Source organism: Shinella sp. M27 (assembly GCF_049199905.1).
Lineage (GTDB): Bacteria > Pseudomonadota > Alphaproteobacteria > Rhizobiales > Rhizobiaceae > Shinella.
The window spans coordinates 40,071-58,407 of record NZ_JBLZPK010000013.1; the positions used below are offsets into that span (position 1 = coordinate 40,071).

At 64.3% G+C, this 18,337-nt stretch carries 16 protein-coding genes; 4 read left to right on the plus strand and 12 right to left on the minus strand.

Annotated features, from left to right (window positions below):
• Window positions 1-12 precede the first annotated feature (12 nt).
• The 9 genes from ACOZK4_RS05010 to ACOZK4_RS05050 form a co-directional block, all read right to left on the minus strand.
• Window positions 13-231, minus strand: coding sequence for a hypothetical protein (locus ACOZK4_RS05010; protein WP_421590801.1), 219 nt, complete (start codon window positions 229-231; stop codon window positions 13-15).
• 90 nt (window positions 232-321) lie between these two features.
• Window positions 322-558, minus strand: coding sequence for a 30S ribosomal protein S21 (gene rpsU / locus ACOZK4_RS05015; RefSeq protein ID WP_313531012.1), 237 nt, complete (start codon window positions 556-558; stop codon window positions 322-324).
• Window positions 559-626: 68 nt separating this feature from the next.
• Entirely contained in the window at window positions 627-917 is a 291-nt protein-coding gene (locus tag ACOZK4_RS05020; RefSeq protein WP_313531014.1) for a cold-shock protein, read from the minus strand.
• Window positions 918-1,066: 149 nt separating this feature from the next.
• Window positions 1,067-1,276: a cold-shock protein gene (locus ACOZK4_RS05025; RefSeq protein ID WP_313531016.1), complete on the minus strand. Its 210-nt coding sequence runs from the start codon at window positions 1,274-1,276 to the stop codon at window positions 1,067-1,069.
• A 336-nt stretch (window positions 1,277-1,612) separates the two neighbouring features.
• Complete coding sequence (locus tag ACOZK4_RS05030) at window positions 1,613-3,823, minus strand: FAD-dependent oxidoreductase (protein WP_421590802.1); 2,211 nt, start codon at window positions 3,821-3,823, stop codon at window positions 1,613-1,615.
• A 12-nt stretch (window positions 3,824-3,835) separates the two neighbouring features.
• Complete coding sequence (locus ACOZK4_RS05035; protein ID WP_313531020.1) at window positions 3,836-4,234, minus strand: YbaY family lipoprotein; 399 nt, start codon at window positions 4,232-4,234, stop codon at window positions 3,836-3,838.
• Window positions 4,235-4,236: 2 nt separating this feature from the next.
• Window positions 4,237-5,445, minus strand: coding sequence for an acetyl-CoA C-acetyltransferase (locus ACOZK4_RS05040; RefSeq protein ID WP_421590804.1), 1,209 nt, complete (start codon window positions 5,443-5,445; stop codon window positions 4,237-4,239).
• A 56-nt stretch (window positions 5,446-5,501) separates the two neighbouring features.
• Window positions 5,502-5,741, minus strand: coding sequence for a hypothetical protein (locus tag ACOZK4_RS05045; protein ID WP_421590806.1), 240 nt, complete (start codon window positions 5,739-5,741; stop codon window positions 5,502-5,504).
• Between the two features lie 33 nt (window positions 5,742-5,774).
• Window positions 5,775-7,571 carry an acyl-CoA dehydrogenase C-terminal domain-containing protein gene (locus ACOZK4_RS05050; RefSeq protein WP_421590808.1) on the minus strand — a complete coding sequence of 599 codons (1,797 nt, stop codon included), beginning with the start codon at window positions 7,569-7,571 and terminating at the stop codon, window positions 5,775-5,777.
• A gap of 460 nt (window positions 7,572-8,031) precedes the next feature.
• On the opposite strand from ACOZK4_RS05050, the gene ACOZK4_RS05055 reads away from it, so the two are divergent.
• From ACOZK4_RS05055 to ACOZK4_RS05065, 3 genes are all read left to right on the plus strand, one after another.
• On the plus strand, window positions 8,032-11,919 hold the full coding sequence (locus ACOZK4_RS05055) for a peptidoglycan-binding protein (RefSeq protein WP_421590809.1): 3,888 nt from the start codon (window positions 8,032-8,034) through the stop codon (window positions 11,917-11,919).
• A 453-nt stretch (window positions 11,920-12,372) separates the two neighbouring features.
• On the plus strand, window positions 12,373-13,299 hold the full coding sequence (locus ACOZK4_RS05060; RefSeq protein WP_313526675.1) for a sulfite exporter TauE/SafE family protein: 927 nt from the start codon (window positions 12,373-12,375) through the stop codon (window positions 13,297-13,299).
• Window positions 13,296-14,090, plus strand: a complete 795-nt coding sequence (locus tag ACOZK4_RS05065; protein ID WP_421590811.1) for a TIGR02186 family protein — start codon at window positions 13,296-13,298, stop codon at window positions 14,088-14,090. Before ACOZK4_RS05060 ends, ACOZK4_RS05065 begins: the two co-directional genes overlap by 4 nt.
• Here ACOZK4_RS05065 and ACOZK4_RS05070 read toward each other — a convergent pair whose 3' ends face one another.
• Genes ACOZK4_RS05070 through ACOZK4_RS05080 form a run of 3 tightly spaced genes read right to left on the minus strand, consistent with a single transcriptional unit; the run spans window position 14,091 to window position 17,900 of the window.
• Window positions 14,091-14,585: a winged helix-turn-helix transcriptional regulator gene (locus tag ACOZK4_RS05070; RefSeq protein ID WP_421590813.1), complete on the minus strand. Its 495-nt coding sequence runs from the start codon at window positions 14,583-14,585 to the stop codon at window positions 14,091-14,093. It lies immediately after the preceding gene.
• 53 nt (window positions 14,586-14,638) lie between these two features.
• Window positions 14,639-15,364 (minus strand): ligase-associated DNA damage response endonuclease PdeM, encoded by a 726-nt coding sequence (gene pdeM, locus ACOZK4_RS05075; RefSeq protein WP_421590814.1) that lies wholly within the window; start codon window positions 15,362-15,364, stop codon window positions 14,639-14,641.
• A gap of 16 nt (window positions 15,365-15,380) precedes the next feature.
• The gene (locus ACOZK4_RS05080) at window positions 15,381-17,900 is read right to left on the minus strand and encodes a ligase-associated DNA damage response DEXH box helicase (RefSeq protein ID WP_421590816.1); all 2,520 of its coding nucleotides are present in this window, start codon (window positions 17,898-17,900) and stop codon (window positions 15,381-15,383) included.
• A gap of 217 nt (window positions 17,901-18,117) precedes the next feature.
• Here ACOZK4_RS05080 and ACOZK4_RS05085 point away from each other — a divergent pair.
• The coding region (locus tag ACOZK4_RS05085) for a hypothetical protein (RefSeq protein ID WP_421590818.1) at window positions 18,118-18,337 on the plus strand (220 nt) is incomplete at its 3' end.

The window sequence follows — 18,337 nt, forward strand, 5'->3', positions numbered from 1 at the left end:
AGGAACGGACGCCTATTTGGCGGCCTTGGCGCGCTTGGTTTTGGCTGCGGGCCGGGCCGGCTCTTCGGCGGGCTGCTGCTGCAGGCGCATTTCGCGCAGACGCGCGGTCTTCTTATCGCGTGCAGTAGCTTCCGACGCGATGATGGTGCGCGCCGTTTGATCCGTCGCGGCGGCCTTGTCGCGGGCCGAAAGTTTGACGGGGTTGAAGAATGCTTCCTTGGTCGCGGTCATGATCTCTCCTTCCTGGAGGACGGCCGGGGTGGCCTGGAGGATGGCCGGGGCGGGCCGGGCGAACGATCGTTCTGCCCGGCTGCCGATAGCTTAGCGCGGACGCACGGCCTTCTTGGGCGCGGGCAGCAGGCCTTCGCGCTGCATCTGCTTGCGCGCCAGCTTGCGCTGGCGGCGGATGGCTTCGGCCTTCTCGCGTGCCCGCTTTTCCGACGGCTTTTCAAAAGCGCTACGCGCCTTCATTTCGCGGAAAACGCCTTCGCGCTGCAATTTCTTCTTCAGGACGCGCAGCGCCTGATCGACATTGTTATCTCTGACGAGAACCTGCAAGTGATGTCCTTTCTCTCGCGGCCCTGGGCCGCATTGGTGGCGGAAAATAAAATCCGTGAAGCCTACTATCACTTCCCGCTGCGAATGTTCAGTGGTTTTAACCACGGACCTGCTTTTCCTGCGGTCGAAACCGTCGCAGACTTTTTCGGGGAGGGCGCGGCGGTCTCTTCCGCGTCGATATCGCTCTGTACGATGCGCCGTTCAAACGTCTCGCCATCGAGTCGCACCCGGTACTGCACCTCGCCGTGATCGTTGGGCAGAACGCCGACAATCCGGCAGCTTCGCTCCTCGGTCGTCTTGCGAGACAGGCCGGCCTTCAGCACGATATGATCGCCGGTAGCATAGGTTTTTCGGCTCATGGCATTCTCCTTTGCGCGGGCTTGCGTCCGGAAATGCGCAAAAACAAAAACTCTGGGAAACAAAAAGGCCGGGCGTTACCCCGACCTCTCCCGTCATTCGAACTCGACGCTGCCAGTACATCCGTGGTCAGCGAGGAGGAACGACAATCTTATGCGGCGCGAAGGTTGTCGGCCGAGTTCTTGCCGGACTTGCGGTCGCGGACGATCTCGTACGTGATCTTCTGGCCTTCGTTCAGCGAGCCCATGCCCGAACGTTCGACAGCCGAGATGTGCACGAAAACGTCGGTCGAGCCGTCCTCAGGCTGAATGAAGCCGAAGCCCTTGGTGCTGTTGAACCACTTTACGGTACCTGTATTCATAACGATATCCTTTCCATCGCTAGTGTAAGCGGACGATATTTTGTCCGTTATTGATCGATCTTGAAAGGAAATCTGACGGAGCCTGATGGCTCGAAGACAAAGGTCGCAAGCAATTTTCGATAGGTTCTATATAGAGTTTATTTTGAAAAACGCAATGGTTTTCGAAATTTTTTCTGGACACGGCCGGCGGCAGCCTCTGAAAATAGGTGCTTTCGTCGATTTTTTTGCGTTTCATTTGCCGATGCGCGCAATTTTATTTTTCGCCCACGCGCCTTGGAGCGGCAACGAAAAAGGGCGGCCCGAAGACCGCCCCTGTCTCTTTGCATGCTGGTCCGCTCAAGCGGCCTTTTTGGCCTCGGGGGCAAAGCGGCTGTAGAAGGTCTCGCCCTTTGCGGCCATGTCCTTGAGCAGCGGCGTCGGCTGGAAGTGGCTGCCGTATTTCGCGGCGAGCTTTTCGCAGAGCGCCACGAAGGTTTTGACACCCATGCCGTCGATGTAGGACAGCGTGCCGCCGGTATAGGGCGCGAAACCGAAGCCGAGGATGGAGCCGACATCGGCCTCGCGCGGATCGGTGACGATGCCTTCCTCCATGGTGCGGGCGGCCTCCAGCGCGATCGTGACGAGCAGGCGCTGCTTGATGACAGTGATATCGACGTCTTCTGGCTTCTGCTGCGGGTAAAGGTCTTTCAGGCCCGGCCACAGCTTCTTCTTTGCCGGCTTCGGCGGGTAGTCGTAAAAACCCTTGCCTGCCTTGCGGCCAAGGCGGCCTTCGCCTTCCACCAGCTTCGTCACCAGCTCCATATGGCGCGGATCGACGGATTCGGCGCCAAGATCGGCGATGGAGGCCTTGAAGATCTTGTAGGAGAGATCGACGGCGACCTCGTCGTTGAGCGACAGCGGGCCGACCGGCATGCCGGCCATCTTGGCGGCATTCTCGATCATCGCCGCAGGCACGCCTTCAATCAGCATGTCATAGGCCTCGGCCATGTAGCGGAAGACGCAGCGGTTGACGTAGAAGCCGCGCGTGTCGTTGACGACGATCGGCGTCTTCTTGATGGCGGCGACGTAATCGAGCGCGGTGGCGAGTGCCCTGTCGCCCGTCTCCTTACCGAGAATGACTTCGACCAGCATCATCTTGTCGACCGGCGAGAAGAAGTGGATGCCGATAAACTGGTTCGGGCGCTTGGAGTTCTTCGCAAGGCCTGATATCGGCAGCGTCGAGGTGTTGGAGGCGAAGATGGCGTCTTCGCGCAGCACGGCCTCGATCTTCTCCGTAACCTCCTTCTTGACGTTCCTGTCCTCGAAGACGGCCTCGATGACGAGGTCGGCATCGGCGAGCGCGGCGTAATCGGGCGTCGGCGTGATGAGGGAAAGCAGCTTCTCACCGTCCTCCTTGGTCATGCGGCCCTTGCCGATGGCGCCGGTGACGAGGCCCTGCGAATGCGCCTTGCCCTTGTCGGCGGCGTCCTGATCGCGGTCGATGAGCACGACCGGAATGCCGGCGGCGGCGGTGACATAGGCGATGGAGGCGCCCATGAAGCCGGCGCCGACGACGGCGACCTTCTTGAACTCGGCCTTGGGAACGCCGGCCGGGCGGCGGGCGCCCTTGCCGAGCTCCTGCATGGAGATGAACAGCGACCGGATCATCGAGAAGGCTTCGGTCGTCTGGAGGATATAGGTGAAGTAGCGCTGCTCGATCTTCAGGCCCGTCTCGAACGGCACTTGCAGGCCTTCATAGACGCATTTCAGGATGGCAAGCGCACCCGGATAGTTGCCGGATGTCTCGCGGCGCAGGATGGCGGGTGCTGCCGGCCAGAGCTGGGCGGAAGCCGGCGTCCAGATGCCGCCGCCGGGGGCCTTGAAACCCTTTTCGTCCCACGGCTGGACCGGCTTCAGGCCGTCCTTGATCATCTGCCTGGCGGCGGTGATCAGTTGATCGGGCTCGACCACCTGATGCACGAGGTTCATCGCCTTGGCGCGGGCGGCCGTCAGCGACGAGCCGGTGGTCATCATCTGGAGCGCGTCCTGCGCATTGGCAAGGCGCGGCACGCGCTGGGTGCCGCCGGCGCCGGGGAAGATGCCGACCTTGACCTCGGGGAGAGCGATCTTGACCGACTTGGCATTCGAGGCGACGCGGCCGTGGCAGGCGAGCGATAGTTCGAAAGCGCCGCCCATGCAGGTGCCGTTGATGGCGGAGACCCAGGGCTTGCCGGAGGTTTCCAGCTTGCGGAACAGCCAGGTCATGCGGCCGGTGGCGTCGAACAGCTTTTGCACGGCGGTCGCCGGATCGGTCGCCTGTGCGTCCTTCAGGAGGTCGAAGCTCGCCTTGATCATCGAGAGATCGGCGCCGCCGGAGAAGGAGGATTTGCCCGAGGTGATGACGGCGCCCTTGATGGCGCTGTCGGCCACGACCTGGTCGATGATCCTGTCGAGTTCATCCATCACCTCGACGGTGAAGACGTTCATCGACTTGTCGGGCATGTCCCAGGTGACCAGCGCGATGCCGTCGGCGTCGGTCTCGATGGAAAAGTTCTTGTATGCGCTCATGGGTGTTCCCCCTCAGTAGAGAATGGGTTCGATCTGCAGCGAGGCCTTGCCCCGGCCGCCGTATCCCTGTTTCGTCGTGTTGGTCGCGATGAGCCGGCCGTGCCGTTCTAGGCGGATGGTGAAGCCCGGATCGATCGCCTTGCGCAGCGCCGAACGGCGGACCCGCATCGCAAAGCGGATGCTGTGCCGGTTGCCCTTGCTGATGACCGTGGCCTGCGAGATTTGCCGGGCGGCGACGTCCATGACGCCCTGTTCCTCCAGCCGGATCGTCAGCCGGCCAGGCGGAATGGCGCCCTTCGCCACATAGGTAACGGTGCCCGACAGCGTGAAGCTGTCGCCGGCCTCGGCGGAGGAGGCGATGAGGCCGGCTCCGATGAGGGCGAGGAAGCTGCGGCGGGTCGGGTGCGTCATGGTCAGATCCGTTCGATGATCGTGGCCGTGCCCATGCCCGCGCCGATGCAGAGCGTGACGAGGGCAACGTTGAGGTCGCGGCGTTCCAGTTCGTCGAGCACGGTGCCGAGGATCATCGCGCCGGTCGCGCCGAGCGGGTGGCCCATGGCGATGGCGCCGCCGTTGACGTTCATCTTGTCGTGCGGGATGTCGAATGCCTGCATGTGGCGCAGCACCACGGCGGCGAAGGCTTCGTTGAGCTCGAAGAGGTCGATGTCGGAGAGCGTCATGCCGGTGCGGGCAAGCAGCTTTTCGGTAACGTCGACGGGGCCGGTCAGCATGAGGGCCGGATCGGAGCCGATATTGGCGAAGGCCTTGATGCGGCCGCGCGGCTTCTTGCCAAGGATAGTGCCGCCTTCCTTCGAGCCGAGCAGCACGGCGGCGGCACCGTCGACGATGCCGGAGGAATTGCCGGCGTGGTGGACGTAGGTGATGCCTTCGATTTCCGGATGGGCCTGGATGGCGACGGCTTCGAAGCCGCCCATCTCGCCGGGCATCTGGAAGGAGGGCTGCAGCTGGGCGAGCGCCTGCATGTCGGTGCCGGGGCGCATGTGCTCGTCATGGGCAAGGATGGTCAGGCCGCTGATGTCCTTCACCGGCACGACGGAATTGTTGAAATAGCCGTTCTGCCAGGCATGGGCGGCGCGCTTCTGGCTCTCGACGGCATAAGCATCGACGTCGTCGCGGGAAAAACCATATTTCGTGGCGATGAGATCGGCCGAGACGCCCTGCGGCATGAAATAGGCGGGGAAGTTGACCGAGGGATCCATGAACCAGGCGCCGCCGGACATGCCGAGGCCAACGCGCGACATAGATTCAACGCCACCGGCGATGACAATGTCATCCGCACCCTGGGCGATCTTGGCGGCACCCAGATTCACGGCATCGAGACCGGAGGCGCAGAAGCGCGAAAGCTGAATACCGGGCGCCTTGGTCGAATAGCCGGCCTCGAAGGCGGCGGCCTTAGGGATGACGGAACCGGCATCCATTACCGGATCGACGCAGCCCATGACGATGTCGTCGACCTTGGCGGTATCCAGCCCGTTGCGGTCGCGCACCGCTTCCAGAACTCGTGCCGCGAGGCGCACGGACGGCACTTCGTGCAGCGAGCCGTCCTTCTTGCCGCGCCCGCGCGGGGTGCGCACGTGATCATAGATGAAGACGTCGGTCATTTCAGTTTCTCCTCACTGCAACCATGTGGTCGCCATCGGCGCGTACGCACCAGGAATTATTTCAAGGTCCATTTGCCACGCCGATCATCGTCGGCGGAGACAAGGCGGCCCTTCTTTCTCAGCTCCGTCGCGGCCCATCGCATGTCGTACTGCCACGAATAGAAAAGGTCGTTTTCACGGAGTTCCTTTTCGTGGTGCGACCAAATGTGTTGCGCGACGAAGAGGATCGACGCTGTGCCGCTATTGGCCTTCAGAGCATCGACCACCCAATCAGTCAAATCAGCTTTCGTTGCCATTTCTCCCCCCGAAGATGTGGCTTGCTTATGGCTTCAAAACGCCTCCGCCGCCAGTTCCATGGTCGTGTCCGCGCCGGCCTCGATGCGGGTCTTGCGGAGCGCAGTTTCCGGCATCAGGCGGTCCATGAAGAATTTGGCGGTGATCAGCTTGTTCTTCAGGAAATCCTCCCGCTCGCCGGCACCACCCGCAAGACCGGTTTCCGCCGCCTTGGCGATCTTGGCCCACATATAGCCGATGACGACGAGGCCGAAGAGGTGCATGTAGTCGGTCGAGCCGGCGCCGGCATTGTCGGGCTTGGCCATGGCGTTCTGCATGAACCACATGGTTCCGGCCTGAAGGTCGTTCAAGCCCTTTTTGAGGTGCTTGGTGAAGTAGGCGAGTTTCTCGTCACCCCGGTTCTCCTCGCAGAAATCGCTAATTTCCTTGAAGAGCGCCATGACGGCGCGGCCGCCATTCATGCCGAGCTTGCGGCCGACGAGGTCGAGCGCCTGGATGCCGTTCGCCCCTTCATAGATCATGGCGATGCGGGCATCGCGCACATACTGGCTCATACCGTGTTCTTCGATATAGCCGTGGCCGCCGAAGACCTGCTGGGCCATGACGGCATGGTCGAAGCCCTTGTCGGTGAGCACGCCCTTGAGGATGGGGGTCATCAGGCCGAGGATATCGTCGGCGGCCTGGCGCTCCCTCTCGTCGGCGGAGCGGTGGGCGATATCGGATTTCAGTGCGGTCCAGAGCGTGAAGGCGCGGCCGCCCTCCGTCCAGGCCTTGATGGTCATCAGCGTGCGGCGGATGTCGGGATGCACGATCAGCGGATCGGCTTTGCCCTCGGGGTTCTTGACGCCCGACAGCGAGCGGCCCTGCAGGCGCTCGCGGGCATAGTTGGCTGCGTTCTGGTAGGCGACTTCGGCAATCGACAGGCCCTGCAGGCCCACACCGAGGCGGGCCTCGTTCATCATCACGAACATGGCGTTGAGGCCCTTGTTCTCCGCGCCGATGAGGAAGCCCTTGGCCTCGTCATAGTTCATGACGCAGGTGGCGTTGCCGTGGATGCCCATCTTGTGTTCGATCGCACCGCAGGAAACCGCGTTGCGCTCGCCCGGCATGCCATCGTCATTAAGGATGAACTTCGGCACGATGAAGAGCGAAATGCCCTTCACGCCCTCCGGTGCACCCTCGATGCGGGCGAGAACGAGGTGCACGATGTTTTCCGACATGTCGTGTTCACCGGCCGAGATGAAGATCTTCTGGCCTGATATCTTGTAGGAACCGTCCGCCTGCGGCACGGCCTTGCTGCGCAGCAAGCCGAGGTCGGTGCCGCAATGGGGCTCCGTCAGGTTCATCGTGCCGGTCCAGGTGCCCTCGACCATCTTCGGCAGATAGGCGGCCTTCTGCTCGTCGGAGCCGTGCACGAGGATCGCGGCGATCGCGCCCTGCGTCAGGCCGGGATACATGGTGAGCGCCATATTGGCCGACGACATATATTCGCCGACGGCGGTGTGCAGCACATAGGGCAGGCCCTGGCCGCCGAATTCTTCCGGCACGGCAAGACCCATCCAGCCGCCCTGGCGGTAAAGGTCATAGGCTTCCTTGAAACCCTTCGGCGTCTTCACCGTGGCGTCGTCGTTGCGGGTGCAGCCTTCCTGGTCGCCGGAGAGATTGACGGGGAAGAGCACTTCCTCCGCGACCTTCGCGGCCTCGCCGGTAATGGCTTCCACCATGTCGGCCGTCGCGTCGGCGAAGCCGGGCAGGTTGTTGTACCGCTCCAGCGACAGGACGTCGTTCAGGATGAAAAGCGTGTCATTCACGGGGGCCTTGTAGATCGGCATTGCTCGCGTTCCTCACCTATCCCGCGGACGTGAGTCCGCTCCTTGATTGTGAATACTATAAAACTTTGACGTTTGCGTAAACGTCAAAACGCAAGGGCGGCAAATTTTTCGTCGGACGAGGAGGCGGCGCGGGATGGATGGTGTCAGGGGCGCGATGCGAATGCGCCTGTCGCGGCGGGTTGCCGTGCTGCAACCGGTCGCCTTTCCTCCCGAACGCTACTCTATGAGCAAATCGTTAAAAAATTTCCGGGCCGGTTAACCCCTTGTTTACCACGTTTCATGAATTGTGGCGTCTGAGGGCGTGGGATCGGGAATCATCTCGTTTCCCCCTGTGGTGCCCGGCTTCGGCCGGGACGGACAGGGACGATCCCGCCGAATGGAATGAAGGGCGCAGCCGGGCGGCAGCGCTTTCAAGCGTATCTCCCGGCAGGCCGAGGCGGCCGCCAAAGCGAGGCGAAAGATGAACGGATCGCGAAACCCGCAACGTCCCGGCGAACGCTCTTCGCTCGACGCGCTCAATCGCACCATCGAGGGGCTGGAAGCCCGCATCGAAGGTCTGATGGCCGGCGGCCGCGACACGCGTCAGCGCAGCGAGCAGGCCCGCTACGAGCCGCAGCAGCGCGCCATCCCGCTGCGCGAGGATCCGGTCTCCGAAATCATGCAGCGCCAGCGCGCCATCGAAGGCGGCCGCGAGCGCGTCGCCCAGCGTCTGGAGCGCCGCCCCGTTTCCGCCGATCATTACGCCGCCGCCCAGCAGGCCCATGCGGCCTATGGCAATCAGGCTGCCGCCTATGGCGGGCAGCAGGCCGCTCACAGTGAACGGCAGCCCGCCTATGCTGCTCAGCATGCCGCGCCCGCCCGCGCGGACAATTCGGTCGAGGATATCGCCAAGGCGCTGGTCTCGCTGCGCCAGGACCTCAAGAAAGACATCGCCGACGGCCTCGAGCGCGAGATGCAGTCGCTGCGCTCGGAAATCCGCGGCATCCGCCAGATGGCCGAGGGCCGCGGCAACAATGACGACGTGCGCGAGGAGCTGACCCGCCTTTCCGCCGGCATCGGCCAGCTCGGCCGCCAGTCCGGCCAGACGGACGGCCTGCGCGTCGAGTTCGACGAGCTGCGGTCCGTGCTTGACGGACTTGCCCGTGAGGATTCCGTGCGCCGCATGGAAGACCGCTGGAGCGGTGTCGAGCAGAAGCTCTCCATTTTCGATCAGTCGCGCGACGACGAACTGGTGGCGCTGGCCTACCGGCTCGACGAGATGAAGGCGCAGATCGGTGCGATCAGCGCGACGCCGGCGATCCACGCGCTGGAAGGCAAGATCGAGACGATCGCGCGCGCCATTGACATGCTGGCCCGTCAGGCGCAGCAGCCGGACGACCGTCATTTCGTCTCCGCCGTCACCTCGCAGTTCGAAGGCCTCGACACGCGCCTCGACGAGATCAGCCGCGCCATCGCCGCTGCCGGCCGCATGCAGCAGTCGGCTTCCGTCGATACTTCCATGATGCAGCGCCTCGAAGGCCGCATCGCCGATCTCGCCGGCCAGCTCGACATCATGGCCCATCGCCCGGCGCCGGCACCCGACCAGGGTCTTGGCCTGCGCATCGAGGCCCTGGCCGGCCGCATCGAGGAGATGTCGAACGAGCGCGCGGCGCTGCGTCTCGAAGAGCGCATCGAGCAGCTGTCGCTGATGCTGGAGAGAAGCCAGCAGGCCTCGCCCGCCCGCGAAAGCGATGAGCTCGCCTATTATCTCTCGGATATCTCGCGCAAGATCGACGCGCTCGACCAGGGCAGCGTCAACGGCGAGCTTGCCGAACGACTGGATGCACTCGCCCGCCGCATCGACGGCCTCGACACCACACCCGTCGGCAGCCCGTTCCAGGACGACCGCTTCTCGCAGATCGAAGGCCGTCTTTCGGCCATCGCCGACCGTCTCGATGCCACGCGCGTTGCGCCTGCCGGTGACCACGAGGCTCTGCGTGGTCTCGAGGCACAGATCGCCCATCTCTCCACGCTGATCAGCACGCCGTCTGCGGGCACGTCGCCTGACGTCGAGAACCGTCTCGCGACGATCGAAGACTATATGGCGACCAATGACGAATATATCGTCGAGGCTGCCCGCCAGGCGGCGGAAGCCGTCATGGAAGCCTATCGCCATGCCGGCCCGGCCAGCGCCGCCTCAACCGACATGGAAGCGATCGCCGGCCTTGCCGACGACCTGCGCGTGCTGGAAGACCTGACGCGTTCGAGCGAGGAGCGCACCGCGCGCACTTTCGATGCGCTGCACGACACGCTGGTGCAGATCGCCGGCCGTCTCGAACAGCTCGATGCCCCGCGCGAAACGTTTGGCCGCCGCGAGGCCGTCCAGCCGCGCGCGGAAATGCCTCGCGCCGAAATGCCGGCCATGGATTTCGGCCGCGCCGAAGAGCCCGCCGCCAGCCTCTATGGCAACGACTATCCGTTCGACGACGACGGTTTCGGCAATGCGGCCCGCAGGGCCGAGGCCGAAGCACCGCGCGAGGAAAGCCGCTTCGCCGAAGTCGAGGTCGAGCATATCGACGTTCCCGAACGCCCGGTCGTCGAAGGCGAGGCTGAGCAGGCCGTGGCGCTCGTCGCCGCCGAAGCCCAGCCGAAGGGCGGCCTGCTGGCCGGCCTGAAGCGCCGCTTCGCGCCCGGCCGCAAGGAAACGACCGCCGTCACCGAGCGCCACCAGATCGATCCGGCGCCGGCACTCGACCCGGTCGACGAACTGGCGCCGGAAGAGGCCAACCAGCTGCTGGAGCCCGGTTCGGGCGTGCCCGACGTTCGCCGCATTCTGGAGCGCGTGCGCGCCGGCCAGGCATCGGGCAACCGCTCGACGGTTCTGGGCGAAGGCGACAAGGCGGCCCAGAATATCGCCGCCGCCCGCCGCGCCGCCAAGGTCGCCGCCGAAGAGACCGACGCGATCTCCAGCGTCGTTCCTGGCAAGAAGGGTGCGAAACCGGCAAAGGCCGGCGACAAGCCCGCCTCCGCGCTGGCACGCCATCGCCGGCCAATCCTACTCGCCGTCGGCGCCGTGCTTCTGGCGATCATGTCCTATCCGCTCGTCACCGCCGTCATCAGCGGCGACGACGCACCCGTCATCGTCGAGCAGACCGCCGTCAATTCCGATGCCAAGCCGGCCGAAACGACAGCTGGTTCCGGTGAGGCCGTGACAGCCAATACGGCTGCTGCATCCGTTACCGAAGACAAGGCTGATACGAAGGCGCTGGCCGATCCCGCCCGGGCGGATGATGCTCTGGCCGGTGACGACAAGAGCGCCGCCGCCGGGACGACGGCGACCCCGACGTCGGGCTCCGACATGCTGGCCGCCCCTGCGACCGGCAGCGATGCCGACACGGCCGGCTTCGAGCCGGTGACGACGCCGGAAGCCGAGCCGGTTGCCGGAACGGACACCTCTGCTGCCACTGACAAGGCGCCGGTCGATACGATCGAGACGGCAGCCATCGTCGTTCCCGAGGCCATCACCCCGCCGTCGCTGTCCAAGGCCGCGACCGAGGGCGATCCGCTCGCGCTGTTCGAGATCGGCGCGCGCTATACAGATGGCCGCGGTGTCGCGACGGACCTCGCGCAGGCCGCGCACTGGTACGAGCTTTCGGCGGCCCGCGGCTTCGCCCCGGCCGAATACCGCCTCGCCAACCTTTACGAAAAGGGCCAGGGCGTCGAACGCGACCTGGAGCGGGCACGCAAGCTCTATGAGACGGCGGCCGACAAGGGCAATGCCAGTGCCATGCACAACCTCGCCGTCCTGCTCGCCACGGGCAGCGGCACGGCGCAGCCGGACTTCAACGAAGCGGCGAAATGGTTCCAGAAGGCCTCCGAACTCGGCGTGCGTGACAGCCAGTTCAACCTCGCCATCCTCTATGCGCGTGGCAACGGCGTGAAGCAGGATCTGGTCGAATCCTACAAGTGGTTCGCCATCGCCGCCCGCGACGGCGACCGCGATGCCGGTGCCAAGCGCGACGAGGTGGCGAATGCCATGCGTCCCGAGCAGCTTTCCGACGCCAAGGCGAAGGTCGAGCTGTGGAAGCCGCAGGCGCTGGACGACAAGGCGAACTCGGCCGAACTGCCCGACGAATGGGTCGGCAAGCCGACCAAGACCGCCAGCGTCGACATGAAGAAGGCCATCCGCAACATCCAGGCCATCCTCAACAACAACGGCTTCAACGCCGGCACGCCTGATGGAGAGATGGGCAAGAAGACGGTCGCCGCCATCAAGTCCTTCCAGAAATCCGTCGGCCAGGCCGAGACGGGCGAGATCGACGACGCGCTGGTGAACGAACTTCTGAAGCGCAACAAACAGCCGAGCTGATCGGCACTCTGCCGGAGGGGCCTGAGCAAGGGCTTCTCCGGTTGACTTGTCCAGACCCCGCGGGCATGACGCTCACCACAACGCCGCACGTCGATCACGATGTGCAACAGGCGTTGTGGCATTTTGTGTGCGCTGCACGATTTCATCCTTAAATCGGCCCCGATTTGCGGAATTATGCAGTAGAAAATTCATGTCTCTCCAAGATGATAAGGCGTTCGTGAAACGTCCTCATCGATGAGGGTGACGGGCGCGCCGCATGGGCTCGCCTGAGGACCGATCCTTGCGTGATGCGAGGCGCGACCGGCCGATGGAAGGGGTTCCCTTCCCGCGGCGGGGCGCTTGTCTGCATTCACGGCCTGCCGATAGGAGCCGCGGCAGGGGCAGGACGGGGACAGCGGCTGACAGAGACGTGGCCTCCGCGAGAGCGGAAACATTGCCGATCGGGGTATCGTTGTGACTGTGTACCTGCCTATTGCAGAGCTGTCGGTGAACATCTTCATCATTCTCGGCATGGGCGCGGCCGTCGGTTTCCTTTCCGGCATGTTCGGCGTCGGCGGCGGCTTCCTCATCACGCCGCTGCTCATCTTCTACAACATCCCCCCGGTCGTCGCGGTCGCCACCGGCGCCAACCAGGTCGTCGCCTCCTCGGTTTCCGGCTCGCTGTCGCATTTCCGGCGCGGCACGCTCGATGTGAAGCTCGGCACGGTGTTGCTGGTCGGCGGTCTCGCGGGCGCCACCGTCGGCATCTGGATCTTCGCGCTGCTGCGCAGCGTCGGCCAGCTCGATCTCGTCATTTCGCTGCTCTATGTAGCCCTGCTCGGCACCGTCGGCACGCTGATGCTGCTCGAAAGCATCCGGGCGCTGCGCCGCTCGGCCAAGAACCAGCCCGTCTCGCTGCGCCGGCCCGGTCAGCACAGTTGGGTGCACCGCCTGCCGCTCAAGATGCGCTTCAAGAAATCGAAGATCTATCTCAGCGTCATTCCGGTCGTCGGCCTCGGTTTCTGCATCGGCATCCTGACCTCGGTCATGGGTGTCGGCGGCGGCTTCATCATGGTTCCCGCCATGATCTATCTCCTGCGCATCCCGACCAATGTGGTCGTCGGCACCTCGCTGTTCCAGATCATCTTCGTCACCGCCTATACGACGATCGTGCAGGCGACGGCGAACCATGCCGTCGACATCGTGCTCGCCTTCATCCTGATGGTCGCGGGCGTCATCGGCGCGCAATATGGCGTGCGCGTCGGCCAGAAGCTGCGCGGCGAACAACTGCGCGCGCTGCTGGCACTGCTGGTGCTCGCCGTCGGCGCCCGCCTTGCCGTCGATCTCGTGCAGACGCCCGCCGATATCTACTCCGTCGTCAGCGAGGGGGTCTATCGATGAGAGCGGTCGCCGCCCTTCTCCTGCTGCTCGGCCTTGCTTTGCCGGCCGGCGCGCAGGTGCTGGAGGACAAGCCCGTCAATTTCCCGGAAAAGCTGGAGATCGGCATTTCCACGGATGAGATCGCCATTTCCTCGGATTTCCGCGGTGCGGACCTGACGATCTTCGGCGCCATCGAGGGGTACGACTCGTCGCTGCTCGCCCAGGGCAAATACGATATCGTCGTGGCGCTGGAAGGCCCGAAGGACAACAACACGGTACGCGTCAAGGAGCGCATCTTCGGCATCTGGGTCAACCGCCGCTCGATGACCTTCGAACTCGTGCCGGAATCCTATTCGCTGTCGAGCACCCGCGATGTCGAGACGATCGCCCCGACGGCGATGCTGAACGGCGTGGGCGTCGGCATCCAGCACATCCGCCTGTCGCCGATCGGCTATGTCGGCGATGGCAGCAACGTCACGGAGTTCCGCGACGCGTTCCGCCGGCTGAAGGAAAGCGGCGGCTTCTACCAGCGCGATCCCGGCGGCGTGCAGTTCATCAGCGCCAGCCTGTTCAAGGCGACCGTCAAGCTGCCGGCCAGCGTGCCGAACGGCACCCATGTGGTGCGCGCCCATCTCTTCCGCGATGGCGTGTTCATCGCGGAAAAGGCGCTGCCGCTGCGCGTGATGAAGACCGGCATCGAGCAAATGATTTCGAACGCCGCCTACAACAATTCGCTGGCCTACGGCGCCTTCTCGGTGACGCTGGCGCTGCTGACCGGCTGGCTCGCCAGCGTGGTCTTCCGCAAGGATTGATCATCCGGCCCGGCGCGCGACGGTCGCCTCATAGGCGGCCTGCAATTCGCCGAAGACGGAACGGGCGGGCGCAGGCGCGCCTCTGTGGATGGCGCGCAGCTCTTCCATGAAGGCCGCCCACATCTCCGGTCCGCCATCCTCCAGCAGTTCGGCGCGGATCGACAGCTCCTCCGTGACGGGCAGGAAACGCCGCCCCCAGGCGCCCATCATGGCAAAGACCGGCACCAGCGCGATGCCCATCTCGGTCAGGCTGTAGATCGCCTTCTGCTTGTGGCTCGGATCGTCCTCCCTGGTGATCAGCCCTTCCGCGACGAGGCGCTTCAGCCGATCCGCCAGGATATTGGAGGCGATGCGCTCTTCCGATTGGGTCAGCAGCTCGCGAAAGTGGCGGCGGTTGCCGAACATCATGTCGCGCAGCACGATCAGGCTCCAGCGATCACCGAGAATTTCCAGCGTCAGGTTGATCGGGCAGCCGGACCGGTTCGTGTCTTTCATCGGGATCTCCAAAACTGCTTGCATGATACAAGCGGTTTCTGTGTCCAGCAATGTCAGCCACGCAGGTTGGAAAAGCGCACCGAGTAGATGCGGTCGCGGCCGAGCATGTGGGCGACGAGGGCTTGCCGGTCGAACAGGCCGGTCATCGCCCTGTGGCGCAGGTCCAGGCCACCGGTCATCAGGCCGAAGGCGGGCATCAGCAGGCGTTTGCCGTCGGTCGCGAAACAGGGGCGGCGGACCGCCTTCTCGCGACGGATGACGGTGGCGGCGGGGTGCAGGTGGCCGGCGATCTCGCCGACGGGCGAAATCAGCGACGGCTCGTGGCGGAAGGCGAGGCCGGCATAGTGCAGTTCATCGGCGGATTGGCCGGGCAGGTCCACGGTGCCGTCGGGATCGTGGTTGCCGTTGATCCAGATCCACTCGCGGCCGCGCGCAAGATCCGCGATCTTGCTGCGGAAGATGTCCGGCAGATGGGCGGAGCCGACACGGTCGTGGAAATTGTCGCCGAGGCTGACGACGATGGCCGGGTCGTGCCTGGTAATGACGGCTTCCAGCACCTTCAGCGTGGCGAGCGTGTCATAGGGCGGCAGCATCATGCCGCGGCGCGCGAAAGCGGCGCTCTTTTCGAGATGCAGGTCGGAGACGACGAGCAGGCGGGTTTCCGGCAGGTAGAGCGCGCCGAGCGGATCGCAGACGGCTTCCACGCCCGCAACGACGGTGCGGGCGGAAACCGCGCCGAAATCCTGTATATCCATCGATGCCAGCGCCAGTCTCTGCATGCGCGTTCGTCACGTCCTAAATATTGTCGTCGCCCATGGCCTCGGCGATGAGGTCTTCGGCGGCTTCGGCCAGAAGCGAATCCTGCGCTTCGCCCGCCACCGTCTCCTTGCCGATTTCCAGCATGATCGGCACGGCGAGCGGCGAGATACGGTCGAGCCGCCGATGGGTGATGTGGCCTTTGATTCGCATCAGCATATCGCCCAAGCGCTGAATATCCAAAAGCCCCGCCGCCGCATCGTTGCGGGTGGCTTCGAGCAGGATGTGGTCCGGCTCGTGGCTGCGCAGCACATCGTAGATCAGGTCGGCGGAGACCGTGACCTGCCGCCCGGTCTTTTCCTTGCCCGGATGGCGCTGCTCGATCAAACCGGCAATCACGGCGCAATTGCGGAAGGTGCGTTTTAGCATGAAGCTTTCATCGAGCCAGGCTTCGAGATCGTCACCCAGCATGTCCTCGTCGAAGAGATCCGAAAGCGACGGGCGCTCGATGGCGAAGGACGTGCCGAGATCGTCCAGCGCCCAGATGGCGAGCGAATAGTCGGTCGCGACGAAACCGAGCGGCCGGCGGCCGGCACGCTCCAGCCGGCGGGTCAGCAGCATGCCGAGCGTCTGGTGGGCGAGGCGACCTTCGAAGGGATAGGCGACCATGTAGTGGCGGCTGCCGCGGGGAAAGGTTTCGATCAGCAGCTCGTCGCGCTTCGGCAGCGATGAGATATCACGCTGCAAGGCGAGCCAGTCGCGCACCTGATCGGGCAGGGCACCCCAGCGCTGCGGGTCGTCCAGCATCGCGCGCACTTGATCGGCGAGATAGGTGGAGAGCGGGAATTTGCCGCCGGCGTATGCCGGCACCTTCGGGTCGAGCGAGAAGGCCTGGCTGACGAGGCATTCGTTCTCGCGGATACCCTCGAAACGCAGCACCTTGCCGGAGAACAGGAAGGTATCGCCGGGCGCCAGCATTTCGAGAAAGTATTCCTCGACCTTGCCGAGCGACGCCCCGCCGCGACCGACCGCACCCTTGGCTCCGCGCTTGACCATGCGCACGTTCAGCATCGGCATTTCGACGATGGTGCCGAGATTGAGGCGATATTGCTGGGCGACACCAGGATTGGAGACGCGCCACAGGCCGTCCGCCGTCTTGCGGATGCGGGCATAGCGCTCATAGGTCTTCAGCGCATAACCGCCGGTCGCGACGAACTGCACGATGCGGCCGAACTTTTCACGCGGGAGATCGGCATAGGGCGAGGCGGAGGTGATTTCCGCAAACAGCGCATCCTCGTCGAAGGGGGCGGCGCAGGCCATACCGAGCACATGCTGGGCCAGCACATCGAGCGCGCCGTCGCCGACGGGGGGCGTGTCCTGCGCGCCGAGATAGTTGGCATCGAGCGCCGCCTGGCACTCCATCACCTCGAAGCGGTTGGCCGGCACGAGGATGGCGCGGCTCGGCTCGTCCATGCGGTGATTGGCGCGGCCGATGCGCTGGGCAAGGCGCGAGGCACCCTTCGGCGCGCCGACATGGATGACGAGATCGACATCGCCCCAGTCGATGCCGAGATCGAGCGTCGAGGTGGCGACGACGGCGCGCAGCCGGTTTTCCGCCATGGCCTGCTCCACCTTGCGACGCTGGCCGACATCGAGCGAACCATGATGCAGCGCGATCGGCAGCGTGTCCTCGTTGATGTTCCAGAGTTCCTGGAACAGGATTTCCGCCTGGCTGCGGGTGTTGACGAAGAGCAGCGAGGTCTTGTGCTGTTTGATCGCCTCATAGACCTCGGGCATGGCATATTTCGCCTGATGGCCCGACCAGGGCACGCGCGCCTCGCTCTTGAGGATAGTGATGACGGGCTTGGCCCCGCCGGGTGCGGTGACGAGGCCGGCATGGAGTTCCGCGTTGGGCGTTTGCGCGACCAGCCAGCGGCGCAGGTCCATCGGCTCGGCGACGGTGGCAGAGAGGCCGATGGTTTTGAGGCCGGGCGCCAGGTGGCGCAGGCGCGCGAGGCCGAGCGACAGCAGATGGCCGCGCTTGGAGGTGACGAGCGAGTGCAGCTCGTCGAAGATGACGTATTTCAGGTCCTTGAAGAAACGCGGCGCCTCGCCATTGGCGATGAGCAGCGCGACCTGTTCGGGCGTGGTCAGAAGGATGTCCGGCGGGTTCAGCCGCTGGCGCTGGCGTTTGGATTGCGGCGTGTCGCCGGTGCGCGTTTCGACCGTGATCGGCAGGCCCATCTCCGAGACCGGCTTCATCAGGTTGCGCTCGATATCGACAGCGAGCGCCTTGAGCGGCGAAATGTAGAGCGTGTGGATGCCGGTGAAGGCGGAGCCCGGCAGGATCTTTCCGCGATGGGTAAGATCGGTCAGCGCCGGCAGGAAGCCGGCGAGCGTCTTGCCGGCGCCGGTGGGGGCGATCAGCAGCAGGCTTTCGCCCGCATCGGCGCGGGCAAGCAGCTCCATCTGGTGCGCGCGCGGCTGCCAGCCCTTGTCCGCGAACCAGCGGGTGAAGGGGAGCGGCAGCAGGGAGAGGCCTTGGGCGGCGTGGTTCACGTGAGAATCGGGCACGGCGTTAAGCTAATTCACGCGGCCGGAAAAAAAAGCGGCCTTTGCAACAATCTCCGCGAACCGCTGAAACGCGGGGCCTTCAAGGCGATGCCAGCTTTTCACATCGCGGACACGAGGCCGTTACCGCGGAAGAAAGATGAAACTTTTCGCGCAGGCCTCCCGTTTACAGCCCCGTGACAGAGAAACTGATAGGAGAATTCCCATGAAGAAGATTGTTCTTGCTCTGGCCGCCCTTTCGTTTTCTGCAGGCGCGGCACTCGCCGAAAATCCCTATGTCGGCCGCACCGACATCATCCAGTCCGGCCCGAATGCCGGCCAGGAAGTGATGAACCCCGCGGTCAACAACCTTGATATGGGCACCACGGCGTCCATCACGTCGAACGACACCTCGCGTCAGGTCCCGAACGAGACCAATGAGCAGC